Genomic DNA, 16,630 nt, shown 5'->3' with positions numbered 1-16,630 from the left:
GCGCTTCAGGCTGCATATTGCCTGATACACACCTGATTTCGCCCCGCTTTTTTTGCCGCATAAAGCGCCTTGTCTGCCGACTTTATCAGGTTCTCCACGTTCTCAGCGGTACAGTCTTGCGGGGTGGGCGCTGTCTGGGACATTTTAAGCCCAATGCTGATCGTTACATCAACGCGTGCGCCCTGATCAGGTAAAGGAAACGGGGTCTGGCAGATGCTGTCACAGACGGTTTTGGCCAGTCTCAACGCCTGATTGGGCGACACGTCCGGTACGCCGATCATGAACTCTTCACCGCCAATACGGGCGACGAACCCGAGGGATCCCAGGGCGTTTTGCATACGCTCTGCCGCCTGCGTCAAAACACAATCGCCGCTAGCATGGCCATGGCCGTCATTGATTGCTTTGAAGTGATCCAGATCCGCCAGCATGATGGCAAAACTGCTCCCTGTCTTGGCGGACTGGTGTGCGATCTGGTCCAGTGCCCGCATGGCGTAACGGCGATTATGCAATCCGGTCAACGGGTCGATCCAGGATTCCGCAATACCCCTTTTGAGCGAAACCCGCATTTGATCTAGCCGCGCCTTGCGAGCAATCTGGTTGTCCAGCCGCAACAGGATCTCCTGCGCGCAGAAGCCGCCCAGACAAACCGCGTCGGCCCCCCGATCCAGAGCTTCCGAAGCCTGTTCGGCATCGTCGTCATTCAGTACCCCGATCAGAACAGTGTGCCGTGTCAAACCGCGTGACCTGAGATCGGCAAGAATCTTCAGGCCGGACGGGTGTGCGCCGAGCTCAACCACAATCGCATCGGGAATTGCGCCGGATAAAACGCCCTGCAGGCTTGACTGAAGATGCCAGGACAGATCGAATTGGCGTTGATCATCCAGGGCTTTATGCCAGAGGGCGCCGGTTCGGGCTGTTTGAGTCAGAATGTCAACCCGCGCGGTTTTCGGCGGTCTGATAATCGTCGGGGCTGGTTCCGCAAATCCAATTGGTTGCGATTCGTTGCTGACCTGCAGGTCCTGTGTAACTGCACGCGCGCGCAACAGGCTGCGAATGCGCGCCAGCAGCAAGGTGTCCTTGAACGGGTGTGTCAGCACATCGTCCAGCCCGTCCTTCAGCGCCCGAAGGTGCGCGTCACGATCGTTTTGCGCGGCAAGTGCCACGACCGGCACGTCATCCAGGCCGGGCTCCTTCACGATCGCCTTTTTCACGTCTGCAGCTGTTCCATCCGGCAATGTCTGGGCCGTCAGAACCAGATCTGGTTGGGTGCGGCGCACCAGCGCCGGTAACCCTTCAAGCTTTTCGCCTTGTACCACGTGATACCAGGCCGCCGTCAGCTGCACCTTCAGCATTATGCGATTGGTCGATACCCCGTCGAGGACAAGGATGGTTCCCTGCACAGACATAGTTGTTCACCGTTGATTGCATGCGTGAACAAAGTGTTTATGAGTCTGGTTAACAAACCCTTTCCAAGACCGGATCTGAGCCCAGTTAATGTCGATATCATCCGAATTTGCCGAAACACTTGCCCTGACAGCCCTGGGCTGGTTGGTCACTAATGACGAGCTTATGCCTGTCTTTCTGGGCTCGACAGGTGCATCGATCGAGGATGTGCGCGACCTGGCAGGTGATCCGGAATTTCTGGCGTCGGTACTTGATTTTCTGGTGCTTGACGATTCGTGGGTCATGGCGTTTTGTGACGCCAACTCGTTCGCCTATGATCTTCCCGCTCAAGCGAGGGCGGTATTGTCCGGCGCTGATATACACTGGACCTGAACAATCTTTTCCGCAGGAGCACCTGATGCCGATAGATGCAATCGTCTTCGATAAAGACGGCACGCTGTTCGATTTTGCAAACACCTGGGGGGGCTTTGGGCGCTCGATGCTGTTGCGCCTGTCACAAGGGGATGAGGATCGCGCGACAGAGCTTGGCCGCGTTATCGGATATGATTTCGAGCATGGGCGATACACCGCAGACAGCATTGTGATCGCCGCGACTGTCGAGGAAATCGCAGAGGTCCTGATCTTACATGTTGACGGTATGACCTTGCAAGAGATCGTGGATCTGATGAATGCGGAAGCCGCCGCAGCCCCTCAGGCACCTGCTGTTCCTCTGGTGCCGTTTTTGGAAAGTTTGCAAAAGGCGGGAATAAAGTTGGGGGTTGCGACCAATGACAGTGAGCATCCGGCTTTGCAGCATCTGGAGTCTGTCGGGATACGGGAACACTTCGATTTTGTAGCCGGGTATGACAGTGGTCACGGGTTCAAGCCGGGGCCGGGCCAGTTGCTGGCTTTTGCCGCACATGTCGGGGTCGAACCTTCGCGTATCGCGATGGTGGGCGACAGTCTTCACGACTTGCAGGCAGGGCGCGCGGCAGGAATGACCACCATCGGTGTTCTGACCGGACTGGCAGAGGCAGAGGCACTGGCACCAATGGCGGATGTGGTCTTGCCGGATATCGGGCATATTCCCGAATGGCTGGCGCAAAACTGATTGGCTTGAGCCGACAATCGACAGTCTGAAATAAAAAACCGACATATTCTGTCGCAGACGGAGCGGCCAGAGCCGTGCCTTCCGGGCTTGCTGGTATCAAGCAAGAACGGAGGCAACGATGGCCGAGACCACGACACGCAAGCGCCGCGGCGGAGGCCGCGCAGGGGCAGCTGCACGCAGGGGCAGCGCGGCGATTGACCAGATGCCCTGGGATCCGCCGATCAATATTGACCGGCCGACGGAACCGCTGGATCAGGCCGGGATCGAAGCGATCCATGAAGGGGCCATGCGTATCCTCGAAGAGATCGGGATCGAATTTTACAATGAAGAGGCGATCGGCATCCTGCGCGAAGCCGGTTGTACCATCGACGGTGACAATGTCCGTATGGGTCGGGACTTTGTTATGGAGATGATCGCCAAAGCCCCGAGTAAGTTTTCGATCACCCCCCGCAATCCAGATCGGAAGATCGAAATTGGCGGGAAAAACATTCTGTTCGGCAACGTCTCTTCCCCACCGAATTATTGGGACATGGAGATCGGGAAAAAGGTGCCGGGCAATCGTGAGATGTGCCGGAACCTTCTGAAACTGACGCAGTACTTCAACTGCATCCATTTCGCGGGTGGATACCCGGTCGAGCCGGTCGATATCCATGCCAGTGTTCGGCATCTGGACGTGCTGTATGATAAACTGACCCTGACGGACAAGGCGATGCATGCCTATTCGCTGGGTAAGGAACGTGTCGAAGATGTAATAGAAATGGTGCGCATTGCTGGCGGGCTGAGCCATGATGAGTTCGAAGCCGCGCCACGGATGTATACCAACATCAACTCCACCTCACCCCTTAAGCATGATCATCCGATGATTGACGGCTGTCTGCGGCTGGCGCGGCGCGGTCAGGCGATTGTGGTCACACCCTTTACTCTGGCGGGGGCCATGGCGCCGGTGACCATGTCGGGGGCAGTGGCGCAATCTCTGGCCGAGGCGTTGTGTGCCATCGCTCTGTTCCAATATGTGCGTCCCGGCATTCCTTGTGTGATCGGTACGTTCACCTCTAACGTGGATATGAAATCTGGTGCACCCGCATTTGGGACGCCGGAATACATGCGTTCGACGCAGATGACCGGTCAGATGGCACGGTTCTATGGCCTGCCCATGCGATCTTCGGGTGTTTGCGCGGCAAATGTGCCGGACGGGCAATCGGTGTGGGAGACTTCGAATTCGCTTTGGGCCTCTGTGCAATCGGGCACCAACATGGTCTATCATGCTGCCGGGTGGCTTGAGGGAGGGCTGATCGCAAGCCCGGAAAAGTTCATCATGGATTGCGAAATCCTGCAGCAAATTCAACGCTATATGAACCCTGAGTTAACCGCCACAGGACCGGACGAGATTGCATTGGATGCGATCAGGTCGGTCGGAAATGACGGTCATTTCTTTGGGATTCAACATACACAGGATCGCTATACCACAGCCTTCTATCAACCTTTCCTGAGCGACTGGAAGAACTATGAAGGCTGGGAGGTCGCTGGCGGAATCTGGACCGCTGAACGCGCCCATCACATGTTCAAAGAGATCATTTCCAGTTTCGAAGCCCCTCCGATAGATGAAGGGATTCGAGAGGAACTGGCCGAGTTTGTGGAACGTCGCAAAGCCGAAGGCGGCGCGCCCACGGATTTCTGACCGGACAGGTGATATCGACCTGATGCCTGATTGCATTCGCTACAATTCACGGTGGATTTTGGCTTTTTGTTAAGGTTTTTCAGCCCACAGTGCATTGGACACCAATCTGGGGCATCCGATGCATGGTCTGATCAATCGGGCGATACAGTCTTTTGTCTGCGCGACCTACGGGCAATCCTGCTGGTTGCGCGTGACAGAAGCCGCACGACTGGGTTTTATCGAGTTTGAAGCCATGCTCGTCTATGACGATGACATGACGGCACGGGTGCTGGACGCTCTAAGCGTCGATCTCGACCGATCTCAGGCGGAAATTCTTGAGGATGTGGGTACGTATCTGGTGTCCCATCCGAACATGGAAGGATTGCGCCGATTACTCAGGTTTGGCGGTGTCAGCTATGTGGAGTTTCTGCATTCACTGGATGATCTGGCAGACCGCGTGCGGCTGGCCGTGTCCGATTTGGCGTTGCCGACCCTGGAACTGAGAGAGCTATCTGCAACCGAATACCAACTTGGCTGCTCTCCGGGTTTGCCGGGGTATTCCAGCGTCATGGTTGGTGTCTTGCGTGCAATGGCGGACGACTATGGCGCCTTGGTGATGTTGTCACATGAAGAGCGGTATCAGGATAGCGACGTCATTTCCATCATGCTGGTTGAAAGCGCCTTTGCAGAAGGGCGTCACTTTGATCTGGGGGCTCGGAACGGATGACAGACACCCAAGAATTGGCGGGTCTTCTGGAAACGCTGTGTCCTATGTTCTTGTTGGTGGATCAAAAAGGGTGCATCGGGCAAGCTGGCTCGACCCTGCAAAAACTGCGCCCGGAGCTGCCATTGGTGGGGCAGGGGTTTCTGGATGTGTTTGAGCTGATCCGTCCCAGAACGGTTACGACCGTTCCTGCATTGATGTCGATGGCCGGGGCTAAACTGCATCTGAAATTTCGTGACGAACCGCGCACAACCCTCAAGGGGTTGGTCGCCCCATTGCAGCAATCGGGAGGCGCAGTCATCAACCTGTCTTTCGGGATTTCCATACTGGACGCGGTGCGGGATTACGCGCTGACAAGCGCCGATTTCTCGGGCACCGATCTGGCCATCGAGCTTTTGTATCTGGTTGAAGCCAAGTCCGCCGCGATGGAGGCGTCGCGCTCACTTAACCTTAGACTTCAGGGGGCTATGCTTGCTGCTGAAGAGCAGGCTTATACCGACACGCTGACCGGGTTGAAGAACCGAAGAGCTATGGATCATGTGTTGGGGCACCTGATCTTGACCAATTCCGCATTTGCCCTGATGCATCTGGATCTGGATTTCTTCAAATCAGTGAATGACAGGCTGGGACACGCTGCCGGTGACTATGTCCTGCAACAAGCGGCGCGCATCATGCTGGAGGAAACACGCAGCGCCGATACAGTTGCCCGAGTCGGAGGAGATGAATTTGTTATTATTTTTAAGGGTTTGACACAAGAAGGAACGCTGGCATCCATTGCAGACCGTCTGATCGCGCGCTTGAATGAACCGATGATGTTCCAGACCCAGCCATGTAGTATTTCAGCCAGTATTGGCACTGCGTTATCAACTCAACTTCAGGTGCTCAAGGCTGCCGATATTCTGCACGCGGCGGATTTGGCTCTGTATCAGGCAAAGCGGGATGGCCGGTCCTGCCATCGCCTGTATTCGACGCTGACCAACGTGCAATCCTGAGCTTGTGAATCCAATGGGTCAGGCGGATTCGAAGGCCTCTGTCACCTTTTTTGCAATCTGGCACCGGATCGGCACGAGTTCTCCGACAACAGGCATCACGACACCGGCGAAATTGGCCCGGTCCAGTTCCTCGGGCACATCCTCCAGAACATGTCCTCCGTTACAGGCAAAGAACGGCAGACACAGAGCCTGATCCGAAGCGCCTAGCGCGGCCTCGGCAATCGCAGGTTGTTCTTCGACAAAGCCAACGCGGACGGATCGGAATGCCACCTGTTTTCCAAGCTGTACTGCGAATTCCTTCGTCACAACCGATGGGTTCCGACTGCGACCCGACCCGTGCGCGGCGATCACAAGGTCGGTCGATTGTGCGGCCCATTTCTGTTCTGACAATTTTTCCTGAAGCGCGCGCGCTGTCAGGGTTGGCAACTCGGGATCAATGCCCAACGGATCCAAAATCCGTATAGCGTGGTCACCAATGCGCTTTGGCAAGGCACTGGTGACGAACCACCCTTTTGCCATGAAAAGAGGATAGATAACCGAGTTTTCGGGTACATTGTTCAGCATTGCTTCTAACGCGCCCGGCGCAGCCAAAGTTGCCGAATGCACCGATACCGTCCCGGTCAGCGCGTCGACCTTTGCGGCGAATGCGGCAAGTGCAGCTTCGGCCGGTTCAGGGTCGGACGGTTGGCCATGGGCGACGATGACGGCATGTGACATTCGGATCTCCTGCTGCGGTCTGCGATAGGTGTTTCGGCACGACCTGAAGTCAACACCACAGTTAGCCCAGAAGGGTCAACCACATCCAGACCGTCAGGATTGACGTTGCCGTTCCAATCAGAACAGCCGAAGCTGCGACCCGCTTGGCGCGACCATACATGTTGGCGAAGATATAGGCGTTGAAGCCGGGGGCCATGGCGGCGTTCAAAACACCCGAGCGGAAAAGATCCTGTGTCAGGCCGGTGGATTTGCCGAATATCCACACAAGGCTGGGGTGCAGCATCAATGAGATACAACAGACAAAAGCGATGGTGCGCAGATCGCCTTCGGGCTTGTACTTGACCAATACTCCACCAAGGGCAAACAGCGCACCGGGTAAAGCTGCGCGCGTGATCAACCCAAGGGCTTCATCGACCACCGCCGGGATAGCAAGACCGGAAAGGTTTACCAGGAACCCCAGCGCTATGCCAAGGATCAGGGCGTTCTGGAACATCGCGGACAAAACAGAGCGCGCCATCCGCACTCCTCCATGACCGCGATTGCGTACGACCTCCATCACCGTGATCCCGACGCCGTAACAAAATGGAGAATGGAAGGCGATGATCGCGTAGTTGCCCGTCAGGTTCTCGGGGCCATATGCGCGTTCAGTTATCGGCAGACCCAAAAGGACAGAGTTTGAGAACAGGCAGCAGAACCCGATAGCGACACAGTCTTCCCAATCGCGCCCGAAAATGATGCGCGCACCGAACAGACCGGCAGTGAAACACAACGCGGCGGCGGAATAGAAACTGGCCAGCAGCCGGGGGTCGAAACTGGCGCTGAGGTCCAGATGCGCGATGGCCAGAAACAACAGGCAGGGGATCGCAAACCCTTGAGTGAACTTCATCAACCCATCGACATGCGCTTCTTTGAAATATCCTGTCCGGGTCGCAGTGTATCCGGCACCAATCACAAGAAAGACCGGAAGAATGACGTCGATCAGGCTTTGCAGCATGCGGCCCCCGTGTGGCAGGCAAGCTGCGTTATCTGAGGGGCGCGGGGCAGGAGCCTACTGCGCCTGATTTATCACCATCCCGTCAAAAGCGGGGGTGATATGGTCCGGAGTTTCTGCATCGACGGTCGCGTAGTCGAGATCGATATGCATGTTGGTCAAAACTGCGCGTTTCGGTTGCAGTTTTTCGATCCACCCGAGCGTCTTTTCCAGATGGGCATGCGTGGGATGAGGTGAGCGACGCAGGGCGTCGATGATAAGACAGTCCAACTCTTCCATCTCGGGCCATGCATCATCGTAGATCTCGGCGACATCCGGCAAATAAGCGAGTTGCCCCATGCGAAACCCAAGGGAATCGATCGAACCGTGGTTTACTTTGAACGGGCGAAACGGAATTGGGCCGCCGGGGCCGTCGATTTCAAATGGGCCGTCGATAGACTTGAGTTCGAGGATCGGCGGATAGGGAGAGCCTTCGGGTTGAATGAATGCATATCCAAACCGTCCCAACAGGGCGTTTTGAGTGTCGCCGTCAGCCCAAACAGGAACACGGGTTTTCATGTTGAACACGATCATGCGCAGGTCGTCGATTCCGTGCATGTGATCCGCATGGGAGTGGGTATAGACCACTGCGTCCAACCGCCCGGTACTTGTGTCCAGCAGCTGGCTGCGCATGTCCGGTGTTGTATCGATCAGGACCGAGGTCGTCCCATCCGGGCCGTCGCGTTCGACAAGCATCGAACACCGGCGTCGGATGTTTTTAGGGTTCGACGGATCGCAATCACCCCAGTGACCACCCAGCCGGGGCACGCCGCCCGAGGAACCGCATCCCAAAATTGTAAATCGCAGCCCGGTCATGCAGCGGCCTTGTACAAGGCAGCTTTGGTGAAAAGTCGATCAAAGTTTGCCTGCGTCTGCGCGGCAAAATCCATGTAGTCCATACCAAACACCTCAGCTCCCTTGCCGGCTGTGTGTGCGGTATAGGCTGGTTCGTTGCGTTTGCCGCGATAGGGCGGCGGAGCCAGATAGGGCGCGTCGGTTTCCACCAGAATGCGATCCACGGGGGCAATTGTGAATATGTCACGCAGCTCCTGGCTTTTTGGGAAGGCTGCGATGCCGGACATGGATAAATAGAACCCCAGCTCCAGCGCGGCTTTGGCCAATTCCGCGGAGGATGAGAAACAGTGCATCACGCAGGTATAGGGTGCGTTGCGATACTCTTCCGTCAGAATACGGGCCATATCGTCATCCGCTGCACGGGCATGAATGATCAGAGGCAGCCCAGTACGTTGAGCCGCTTCGATATGGACGCGCAAGGACTGTTTCTGAACCTCTGCACTGTCAGCGGTATAGTGGTAGTCTAGGCCGGTTTCGCCGATGCCAACAAATTTCGGATGCTGTGCCAAAGCGACCAGATCATTGACCGAGATCATTGGCTCGTCCGCAACGCTCATCGGATGCGTGCCGGCGGCATAGAAAATCGGCGCATGGGCCTCGGCAATCGCTCGCACACTGGGTTCATTGCGAAGCTTGGTGCAAATCGTCACCATCCGGGTCACGCCAGCCTCCGCGGCGCGCGTGATGATGTCGTTCAACTGGCCATCAAAATCCGGGAAGTCCAGATGGCAATGGCTGTCAGTAATTTGGGGAGTGTCGCTCATCTGTTCTGACCGGCGGTTTCCTGTATCTTGAATACCGTATCTAGGACCAGAGCGGCAGGGTCAAGGTTCACCGCCTGACCATGCCGCGCGCGGGCAGTGATCGTCGCGGAGACTTCGGCCCAGCGGCGGGCTTGATCCGGAGAAGCTGACAGGCGCGCCAGCGTTTCACTTTCGTTTGGGGCCGCTTCGGGGACGGGGGGGGTGCCGGTCGCCCCGGTCAGGGCCAGTCGGGACAAAGCGACATCAATCAGCGTCAACAACAGCTCGAACCGCTCGGCGGCACCGCGCTGGGCGGCGGCCTCGGCAAGCGCCAGTGCGCGCTGCCGGTCCATACGGGGCAGGGTGCCCAGAATGCCAATCAATTCGGCATAGATTTCAAAACCACCAAGATTGATCAGACGCACTGCATCACCCACCGAGCCAGCGGCCAATGCGGCGAGATACTCGTTCTGGTCAGGTATGTTTGTGCTGGTTTGTGACAGCGCGGCCTGCATGTCGTCTGCGCCCAGCGGTCCAAGGCGCAAGGACCGGCAGCGAGAGCGAATCGTGGGCAGCAAGCGCGAGGATTGGTGCGACACCAACAGCAAGGTGGTACGCGCAGGCGGTTCTTCCAACATTTTCAGCAGTGCATTGGCGGCACTGACATTCATTTCGTCTGCCGAATCCACAATCACGACACGACGTCCACCATCGGCAGAAGACAGTCCAAAGAACTTCCCGAGCTTGCGGATATCGTCCACGACAATCTCACCGCGCAGCCGCCCCTGATCATTCAGCGACCGGGTTATTGCCGCCAGACCCGGTTCCGCCCCCGCTTGAATGCGATGCGCGACGGGGTGGTCGGGATCAATGTCGAGCGTTGCAGGCGGAGGTGGCGCGCCAAACAGCCCTTCGTTATCTGCCAGAGGGGTCGCGAGCAGAAACTGCGCGATCCGCCAAGCCAGTGTTGCTTTGCCGACGCCGCGCGGCCCGGTCAGCAACCACCCGTGATGCAGCCTGTCGGAATTGTAGGCAGTCAGAAAAGCATCTTCAGCCGCGTCCTGACCAAAAAGCCGCGCTGTCTCACGCGGGTGCGGCGCACCCGGCACCTGATCCGGAGAAGGGGTATCGTCGCTCATCTTCTACCGCAAAGCTGCCTGGACGACTTCTGTCACATTCCGCGCAACGCTGTCCATGTCCCTGTTGCCATCCACAATACGAAACCGGCCCGAGAATTCATCGGCCAGCGCCAGAAAGCCTGCGCGCATTTTCGTTTGCAATTCCGGACCGAAATCTTCGAACCTTTCTTCCGTGCCCTGCCGGCCCTTGGCGCGCGAGAGGCCCGTTTCTGGGTCCATGTCGATCAGCAGCGTCATGTCCGGTTCGCGTCCGATCATCAGGCTGTGCAATTGATCCACCAGACTTCGCAGGTCACCGCGTGACAGGCCCTGATACATGCGTGTGCTGTCTGCAAAACGGTCACAGATCACAACTTTGCCTGCGGCGAGCGCGGGCTCTATCGTACGTTCCAGATGGTCGCGGCGGGCGGCGGTGAACAGCAGAATCTCGGTTTCGGCGGACCAACGTTCCGGGTCACCTTCCAAAACGAGGCTGCGAATTTCCTCGGCACCCGGAGAGCCGCCGGGTTCACGCGTCAACACGACCTCATGACCCTGCGCGCGCAGACGATCAGCCAGTATCCGCGCTTGGGTCGACTTGCCTGATCCGTCAATGCCTTCGAAGGTCAGAAATAACCCCGCTTTCGTCACATCGACTCCAGCGGGTTGTTGATTACGTCTTTCAGAACAATTCCGCCTACGGTCAGCATACGCACAACAAACCCGCCAAGCGCCACGTCTTCTGCCGCCACCAGCGAGCGTCGGATTTCCGGCAACCCTTCAGGTTTGATCACCAGTTCCGCCAGTTGTTGGCCTTTCTTCACAGGCGCGTTGATGGGGCCATCATAGACAACCTCGGCCTCGACATTTTGTGTGCCCAGAACAGGGAACAGCAAATTCAGATCGCCTTGGGGGACAAGCCCCACGGTCTTCTTCTCACCCATCCATAGCTTGGCTTCGGCTATCGGCGTTTCCGCATTGGCAATTGTCCTCTCGACAAAATTTCGAAACGACCAGTTAACCACGGCCTCAGCCTCCTCTGCCCGCTGGCCGGTGCTGTCGAGACCCGACAGCACAAAGATCACACGCCTGTCACCCTGTTTGGCCGACCCGACGAGACCATAACCAGCCTCTTGCGTGTGGCCGGTTTTCAAGCCATCCGCGCCGATATCGAGCCGCAGCAACGGGTTGCGGTTTCGGGCGTTTGATGGTGCACGGCCATCGAACTCGAAAACTTCTTCGGCGAAAAGAGGATAGTATTCAGGGAAGTCCGAAATCAGGCGATCGGCAAGAACGGCCAGATCATGAACCGACATCATATGCCCGGCGGCAGGCCAGCCGTTTGAATTCGCGAAATTCGAGTTGTTCATGCCCATCTGCTTGGAGCGCTGGGTCATGTAACGGGCAAACCCCGCCTCGGTCCCGTCCGGGCTGAGTGCTTCGGCAATGACCACACAGGCGTCATTGCCCGACAAAACGATAATGCCGCGCAGCAGATCCTCGACGCGAACGCGATCTTGCGTGTTCAGGAACATGGTAGAGCCGCCATAGCTCATTGCGTGTTCTGATACAGGCAGAGTCTCGTCCAACGTCAAACGTCCGTCCCGCAGTGCTTCAAACGCGACATAGAGCGTCATGAGCTTCGACATCGACGCGGGCGGCAAGGGCTGATCCGCGTCTTTCGATAGCAGCACGGTGCCGGTGGTTTGATCAATCACATAAGCCGCTCGGGCCGATGTATCAAAAGCCTGGGCAGGTATCGCCAGAACGGCAAGCCCAAGCGCCAGAACAGATATTCGCAATGAGGATAGCATGTTACGCCTCCCTGAATTAGTCGGTTACCGTGAACGCGTCTTTGAAGCCAAGGTCTTTTACGTCCTTCTGAATGGCTTTGCGTTCGGCCCGGGTTGCGGCGGGGCCAACCAGCACCCGCCAGACGGTATTATTTGCAGTTTTCAGTTCGCGAACAACCGCAGACATACCATTTCGGCGCACCTTCTGGGCGGCAGAATTCGCGTTTGCCTCGATACTGAAAGTTCCGATCTGAACAAACGGTTTGCTTAGAGGTGTCGCCGCTGTTGTGGCAACCGCTGCAGCAGCAGGAGTAGCCTCAGTTGCATCAATAGCAGCAGCGGCGCCTTCGATGGGATCCAGCGGAGTTTCGGTAATCGCAGCGGGGTCTTTCTTTTGCCACCATTTCCGCTTGGCGGGTTTTTCAGCGGGCGCTTCGACCGGTGCATCCGATAATCCCGGAGATTCCACTGCCGCGGCAGCTTCCGCAGCTGTTTCGGCACTGTCAGCGGCGGCATCTGCCGCTGCTACCGCCGCTCCTGTCGCCGCAGCAGCGGGTGCTTTCTTCTGCCACCATTTCCGTTTGGTCGGTTTTTCCTCGGATGCCGCGGCCTGATCATTCGCTGGCGCTGTGGTCTCGGCGGGCTCGCTGGAGGCCTCAACGCTTTCAGCCGTATCGTCGTCAGAGTCCGCGGCACCCACGGCAACCACAGCCGCGCCAGCCGCGATGGCTGGTTCTTTTTTCTGCCACCATTTCCGTTTGGCGGGCTTTTCAGGATCAGTTGCAGCTTGAGCGTCGGAAGCTCCATCAGCGGATGCGGTTGTGGTTTCTTCTGTCGCGTCTTCAGCCTCTGACGTGTCCCCTGAAGGCTGTTCTTCCGGCTTTTCACGGCGCAGGGCGACGACACTGACCTTTGTTGGGGCACCCGCGAGCAACCCAAGCTCTTTTGCGGCAGCGGACGAGACCTGTAGTGCGGGCCCAGGCAAATCGCGTTCGCGCCGGAACAGGGCGCCTGTCACGGATTTGTTGTTGGCGGTGTTTCTGATCACAACACGCTCAGGCTGGGACACATCCGGATGTGCAACCCAAACCCCTCCAAGGGAGGGCCGTCCATCCCAAAGCCCAGCTTCGGTTACTTTAAATACATCGGGGGCTTCGACATCGCGCTGTGAACCGCTGGATATCTCCGGCAGAAGTTCTGTTTTCCCTGAATTGTCTTCAGGTTTCTCAGCCGATTCAGGTGTCAAAAAGGCCTCTTCGCACCCGGCCAGTATTGTCAAAGTCAACGCCAGATACGCCAGCCGTTTTGGCCCCGGGCGTGTCTCGATCGCTCGCTTCATCTGCTTATCCCTTGCCTGAAGGGGTTTCGTTCTCCGAACCCCGCTGCCGGTCTGCTGGTTCTGTATGCCAGCATATTGCGGTCTTTCCTGCGGATCATAACGTGGCTGGAGTGTCATGGAAAGACCGCTGCACGGGCTTCGGCAAGATTTCCCGATTTCGACTTGCCTCTGCTCAAACTTCGCCTTAGACCCTGCTTTCGACGGGGAGGTGGCAGAGTGGTCGAATGCGGCGGTCTTGAAAACCGTTGAACGTGAGAGCGTTCCCAGGGTTCGAATCCCTGTCTCCCCGCCACTCATACCTGTCTCACTTCAGTTGTATTTTCTGATCCGGAATTGTGCCGCAATTCCCGCGAGTTGACGCATGCGCTTTCAATCAGAGACGGAGCAGACTGTACATTCAGAAGACAATTCAGGCGCCAGTCTCAGTGTCGCATTTTAGCGGGGTCGCTTTGGGCCAGATTTTCCTGATACCCCTCAATTTACAAGGATTTTTCGCAAACCGGGACTGATTTCCGTCATTTCCCCTATCAGAACTGTATGTTTTTTAGAGGTTTTTGCTGCAAATTCCCTAAATCGTGGAGCAGGGAATTTTCTCGTCGGAACAGGGAATTGTGCCGACGGATCAGGTAGGGCGAACCCTGTATCAGGGACGCAGGATCCGGAGGCGTCAGAAGTCGAACTGGCGCTCCTGTTCGGACCAATCAAGTGGGTGGGTCATGCTGACCAGACGTTTGAGTGTGAGTTCGGGCGGCTGGGTGCCGTCGAGAATCGCGGCTTGAATCTTCGGGGAGAGAAAGGCGAGCTGGGCGCGGGTTCGGATAAAGGCGCCGGGGACGCTTTCGCGGCGTGCAATTTCCATCAGTTGAACTCCGGCTTTCAGATCACTGGCCCAGCCATGGGCGCGGATCAGCATTGACCGGAGATGGGGATCGGGTTGGGGTCCCATGTCCCTGGCGATGACCTTGGCCTCAATGCCGCGGCGGCGCAGATCGAAGGATGCGGTGATGTGTGTGAGATCCGGGTGCAGATGGTCCGGAGCAATGCCAAGTGTGCTTGCCAAAGTTTTGGGGTTCAATTCGAGGTCGATTTGTCCTCGTGCAATTCCACCGCTGGCTAGAATATCCGCGCCGACCTGACCGCCCTGGCCTTGAAGCCGGGTCACCAGATCCGCAACTGAAGCCTGAACAGCCTTGGCTGACCCGGCCTCCGGCTGCGCCAGTACCCGGTGCGCGGCGGCGGAGTCTTTCAGATGCCCGACGATGACATCAATGACCGCGTTTTCCAGCGCAGGGCTCGGCAATCGCCAACCCGAGATATCCTTGCCGTCCGAGGTTAGTCGATTGGAGACGTAATAGCGCAACCGTCAGCCTTTGCGTGTGGTGTGGGTCGGCGTCAACCGATCACCAGTTTCGTCCTGCAGCAGACCGGTGAGCCAGGCACCGGGGTCATTGGAGTGTTGGCGCGTATCGGAGCCGCCGCGTGCCCGCGAGCGGTTGGAGGCCTGTCGCATTTTTTCCTGCACCCGGTCCCAAACGCCTTGGTCGATGATCGACGGGTGTTGTCCGTCCCAGATCTTATCCTTGTAGCGGATTTTTCCGAGAAAAACCGGGTTGCGCAGCAGGTAATAGATTTGACCCCGTGACAGCGGACAATTCCCCTTCACGCTTCAATCCGCCCGAACAAACCGTTTTGACCGCAGCCCTTTTGCCGTTGCTCGTTGTTCTACTTTGCGCAGGCAACCCAGCTCGTCATAAAGCCCAAAGAGATGCCGGACCGTTCTGGCCTCCTCTTCATTTGCCACCAGGGTTCTTGCCTTCGGATCGAGGTGGCGGTCATAGCCTAGGAGCAGGTTACTACCCATCCAAAGTCCCTTCTTCTTCGACGCTGCAATCTTGTCCCGAATACGTTCGGCGGTGACTTCCCGTTCAAACTGAGCAAAGGACAACAGCACATTCAGGGTCAATCGACCCATGGATGAGGAGGTGTTGAATGCTTGTGTGACGGACACAAAAGAACAGCTTGCCTGTTCCAGCCGTTCGACTAACTTGGAGAAGTCGTCGAGCGATCGGGTCAGCCGGTTGATCTTGTAGACCACAACCATGTCGATACGCCCTGCATCGATCTCTTCAAGAAGGCGCTGAAGGGCAGGGCGCTCTAGGGTGCCGCCCGACAAGCCACCGTCATCGTAGCGCCCGGACAGCAGGGTCCGGCCTTCGTGTCGCTGGCTGGCGACATAGGCCGCGCAGGCTTCATATTGCGCATCCAGTGAATTGAAGTCCTGGTCCAGCCCATCCTCGGACGACTTGCGCGTATAGATGGCGCATCGGATTTTACGGCGCGGGCTCATTTAGCCCCCTTGCCGGTGAGCCAAAGAAACGCGGCCCCGACCAATGCGCGCCCGTAATCTTTCGGGCGATGGCCGAGAGCGAGCGAAAGGACCGACTGTTCCAAGTAAAGCCGTCCTCTGTCACATCGACAATATGGGTCACGCCATTCCACTCGCGCAGCAGGCGCCCGCCGGGTTTTAGGGCAGGGCATGTAGGACCGGGCTTCCTCTCAGAGCCCTTTTCGAGCGTGGCTTTGACCTGCCGGGGTAGCCCGCCATGACAGCGGGACTGCATCTCAAAGGCGATAAAACGGCGCAGGAAGGGTTGGCTGAGCATGGCGGGTGCGGGTTGATCAAACAGTTGCTGCCAAAGTGTGACCAGATCCGATCGACCCATGGCGGCCAGATCGGCGACATCGCTAATCTTTGTCATGACTCGCCACCCTTATTTGCCGTCAGGAGATATGTGGAAAAACCATGTGACCCGTCGGATTCGCGCCGTTCAGTTGTGACGCCTTTGTTCCGCAACCCGCTTAGAGCTGCTCGGACCGAATGAGGCTGCCACCCTGTTGCTTTGCAGAGCTCCTCAAGGCTGGCGCCGCTGGGGCGACGCAACAAAGCTTGTACCTTATCAATTTTGGTTTGTTTGGATTTGGACAAGTATCGTCTCCTCTGATCTGGGACTGGCGGAATGCCGAACCCCGGTACCGAGGAGCGCCCGAATGGCTCGGGCGTGGGCTCAGTGATGCGTGGTTCACAGCAACAGTCCAGCTTTTTCTGGGGCAATCCCAAGAGGGGTGTGTATTGTAGGGCGTTGCTGCTGTACCCCCCATTATTCGTCA

Annotated in this window: 19 protein-coding genes, 1 tRNA gene and 1 pseudogene; 6 read left to right on the top strand and 15 right to left on the bottom strand. The window is 57.3% G+C overall.

What is annotated here, in order from left to right; translation table 11 throughout:
* Positions 1 to 5: 5 nt before the first annotated feature.
* Positions 6 to 1,406 carry a diguanylate cyclase gene (locus Q0816_RS01155; protein ID WP_298846564.1) on the bottom strand — a complete coding sequence of 467 codons (1,401 nt, stop codon included), beginning with the start codon at positions 1,404 to 1,406 and terminating at the stop codon, positions 6 to 8.
* Positions 1,407 to 1,494: 88 nt separating this feature from the next.
* Between Q0816_RS01155 and Q0816_RS01150 the strand changes: the two genes are divergently transcribed.
* From Q0816_RS01150 to Q0816_RS01130, 5 genes are all read left to right on the top strand, one after another.
* Complete coding sequence (locus tag Q0816_RS01150; RefSeq protein WP_298846562.1) at positions 1,495 to 1,776, top strand: DUF3572 domain-containing protein; 282 nt, start codon at positions 1,495 to 1,497, stop codon at positions 1,774 to 1,776.
* Between the two features lie 25 nt (positions 1,777 to 1,801).
* Positions 1,802 to 2,494, top strand: coding sequence for an HAD family hydrolase (locus tag Q0816_RS01145; protein WP_298846560.1), 693 nt, complete (start codon positions 1,802 to 1,804; stop codon positions 2,492 to 2,494).
* Between the two features lie 118 nt (positions 2,495 to 2,612).
* Entirely contained in the window at positions 2,613 to 4,172 is a 1,560-nt protein-coding gene (locus Q0816_RS01140) for a trimethylamine methyltransferase family protein (RefSeq protein ID WP_298846557.1), read from the top strand.
* Positions 4,173 to 4,290: 118 nt separating this feature from the next.
* Entirely contained in the window at positions 4,291 to 4,878 is a 588-nt protein-coding gene (locus tag Q0816_RS01135; RefSeq protein WP_298846555.1) for a heme NO-binding domain-containing protein, read from the top strand.
* Positions 4,875 to 5,867: a diguanylate cyclase gene (locus tag Q0816_RS01130; RefSeq protein ID WP_298846553.1), complete on the top strand. Its 993-nt coding sequence runs from the start codon at positions 4,875 to 4,877 to the stop codon at positions 5,865 to 5,867. The genes Q0816_RS01135 and Q0816_RS01130 overlap by 4 nt, the downstream gene beginning before the upstream one ends.
* Positions 5,868 to 5,885: 18 nt before the next feature.
* Here the strand turns inward: Q0816_RS01130 and Q0816_RS01125 are convergent, their stop codons facing one another.
* The 9 genes and pseudogenes from Q0816_RS01125 to Q0816_RS01085 all read right to left on the bottom strand — a co-directional run.
* Complete coding sequence (locus Q0816_RS01125; protein WP_298846550.1) at positions 5,886 to 6,584, bottom strand: CbiX/SirB N-terminal domain-containing protein; 699 nt, start codon at positions 6,582 to 6,584, stop codon at positions 5,886 to 5,888.
* A gap of 61 nt (positions 6,585 to 6,645) precedes the next feature.
* A complete protein-coding gene (locus tag Q0816_RS01120) occupies positions 6,646 to 7,578 on the bottom strand; it encodes an AEC family transporter (RefSeq protein ID WP_298846548.1) in 933 nt (310 codons plus the stop codon).
* Positions 7,579 to 7,632: 54 nt separating this feature from the next.
* Entirely contained in the window at positions 7,633 to 8,430 is a 798-nt protein-coding gene (locus tag Q0816_RS01115; protein WP_298846545.1) for an MBL fold metallo-hydrolase, read from the bottom strand.
* Positions 8,427 to 9,233 carry a TatD family hydrolase gene (locus tag Q0816_RS01110; protein WP_298846542.1) on the bottom strand — a complete coding sequence of 269 codons (807 nt, stop codon included), beginning with the start codon at positions 9,231 to 9,233 and terminating at the stop codon, positions 8,427 to 8,429. The genes Q0816_RS01115 and Q0816_RS01110 overlap by 4 nt, the downstream gene beginning before the upstream one ends.
* Complete coding sequence (locus tag Q0816_RS01105; protein WP_298846541.1) at positions 9,230 to 10,351, bottom strand: DNA polymerase III subunit delta'; 1,122 nt, start codon at positions 10,349 to 10,351, stop codon at positions 9,230 to 9,232. The genes Q0816_RS01110 and Q0816_RS01105 overlap by 4 nt, the downstream gene beginning before the upstream one ends.
* 3 nt (positions 10,352 to 10,354) lie before the next feature.
* Positions 10,355 to 10,981, bottom strand: a complete 627-nt coding sequence (gene tmk / locus Q0816_RS01100; RefSeq protein WP_298846538.1) for a dTMP kinase — start codon at positions 10,979 to 10,981, stop codon at positions 10,355 to 10,357.
* Positions 10,978 to 12,144, bottom strand: coding sequence for a D-alanyl-D-alanine carboxypeptidase family protein (locus Q0816_RS01095; protein ID WP_298846535.1), 1,167 nt, complete (start codon positions 12,142 to 12,144; stop codon positions 10,978 to 10,980). The genes tmk and Q0816_RS01095 overlap by 4 nt, the downstream gene beginning before the upstream one ends.
* A 16-nt stretch (positions 12,145 to 12,160) precedes the next feature.
* Complete coding sequence (locus Q0816_RS01090) at positions 12,161 to 12,592, bottom strand: SPOR domain-containing protein (protein ID WP_298847254.1); 432 nt, start codon at positions 12,590 to 12,592, stop codon at positions 12,161 to 12,163.
* Between the two features lie 396 nt (positions 12,593 to 12,988).
* Positions 12,989 to 13,462: pseudogene (locus Q0816_RS01085) on the bottom strand (SPOR domain-containing protein); the annotation flags it as partial.
* 202 nt (positions 13,463 to 13,664) lie between these two features.
* On the opposite strand from Q0816_RS01085, the gene Q0816_RS01080 reads away from it, so the two are divergent.
* A tRNA-Ser gene (locus Q0816_RS01080) sits at positions 13,665 to 13,754 on the top strand.
* Between the two features lie 375 nt (positions 13,755 to 14,129).
* On the opposite strand, the gene Q0816_RS01075 is transcribed toward Q0816_RS01080, so the two are convergent.
* Genes Q0816_RS01075 through Q0816_RS25980 form a run of 5 tightly spaced genes read right to left on the bottom strand, consistent with a single transcriptional unit; the run spans position 14,130 to position 16,448 of the window.
* Positions 14,130 to 14,822, bottom strand: a complete 693-nt coding sequence (locus Q0816_RS01075) for a hypothetical protein (protein ID WP_298846532.1) — start codon at positions 14,820 to 14,822, stop codon at positions 14,130 to 14,132.
* 3 nt (positions 14,823 to 14,825) lie between these two features.
* Entirely contained in the window at positions 14,826 to 15,125 is a 300-nt protein-coding gene (locus Q0816_RS01070; protein WP_298846529.1) for a recombinase family protein, read from the bottom strand.
* 3 nt (positions 15,126 to 15,128) lie between these two features.
* Entirely contained in the window at positions 15,129 to 15,809 is a 681-nt protein-coding gene (locus tag Q0816_RS01065; RefSeq protein WP_298846526.1) for a recombinase family protein, read from the bottom strand.
* Positions 15,793 to 16,221, bottom strand: a complete 429-nt coding sequence (locus Q0816_RS01060; RefSeq protein ID WP_298846524.1) for a DUF2924 domain-containing protein — start codon at positions 16,219 to 16,221, stop codon at positions 15,793 to 15,795. The genes Q0816_RS01065 and Q0816_RS01060 overlap by 17 nt, the downstream gene beginning before the upstream one ends.
* Positions 16,218 to 16,448 carry a DUF3489 domain-containing protein gene (locus Q0816_RS25980; RefSeq protein WP_367180446.1) on the bottom strand — a complete coding sequence of 77 codons (231 nt, stop codon included), beginning with the start codon at positions 16,446 to 16,448 and terminating at the stop codon, positions 16,218 to 16,220. Before Q0816_RS25980 ends, Q0816_RS01060 begins: the two co-directional genes overlap by 4 nt.
* Positions 16,449 to 16,630 lie beyond the last annotated feature (182 nt).

It is taken from the genome of uncultured Ruegeria sp. (genome assembly GCF_947497005.1).
Classification (GTDB): domain Bacteria; phylum Pseudomonadota; class Alphaproteobacteria; order Rhodobacterales; family Rhodobacteraceae; genus Ruegeria.
Note: the sequence above shows the minus strand (reverse complement) of the source record. Positions and strands in the feature narration are given on the sequence as shown.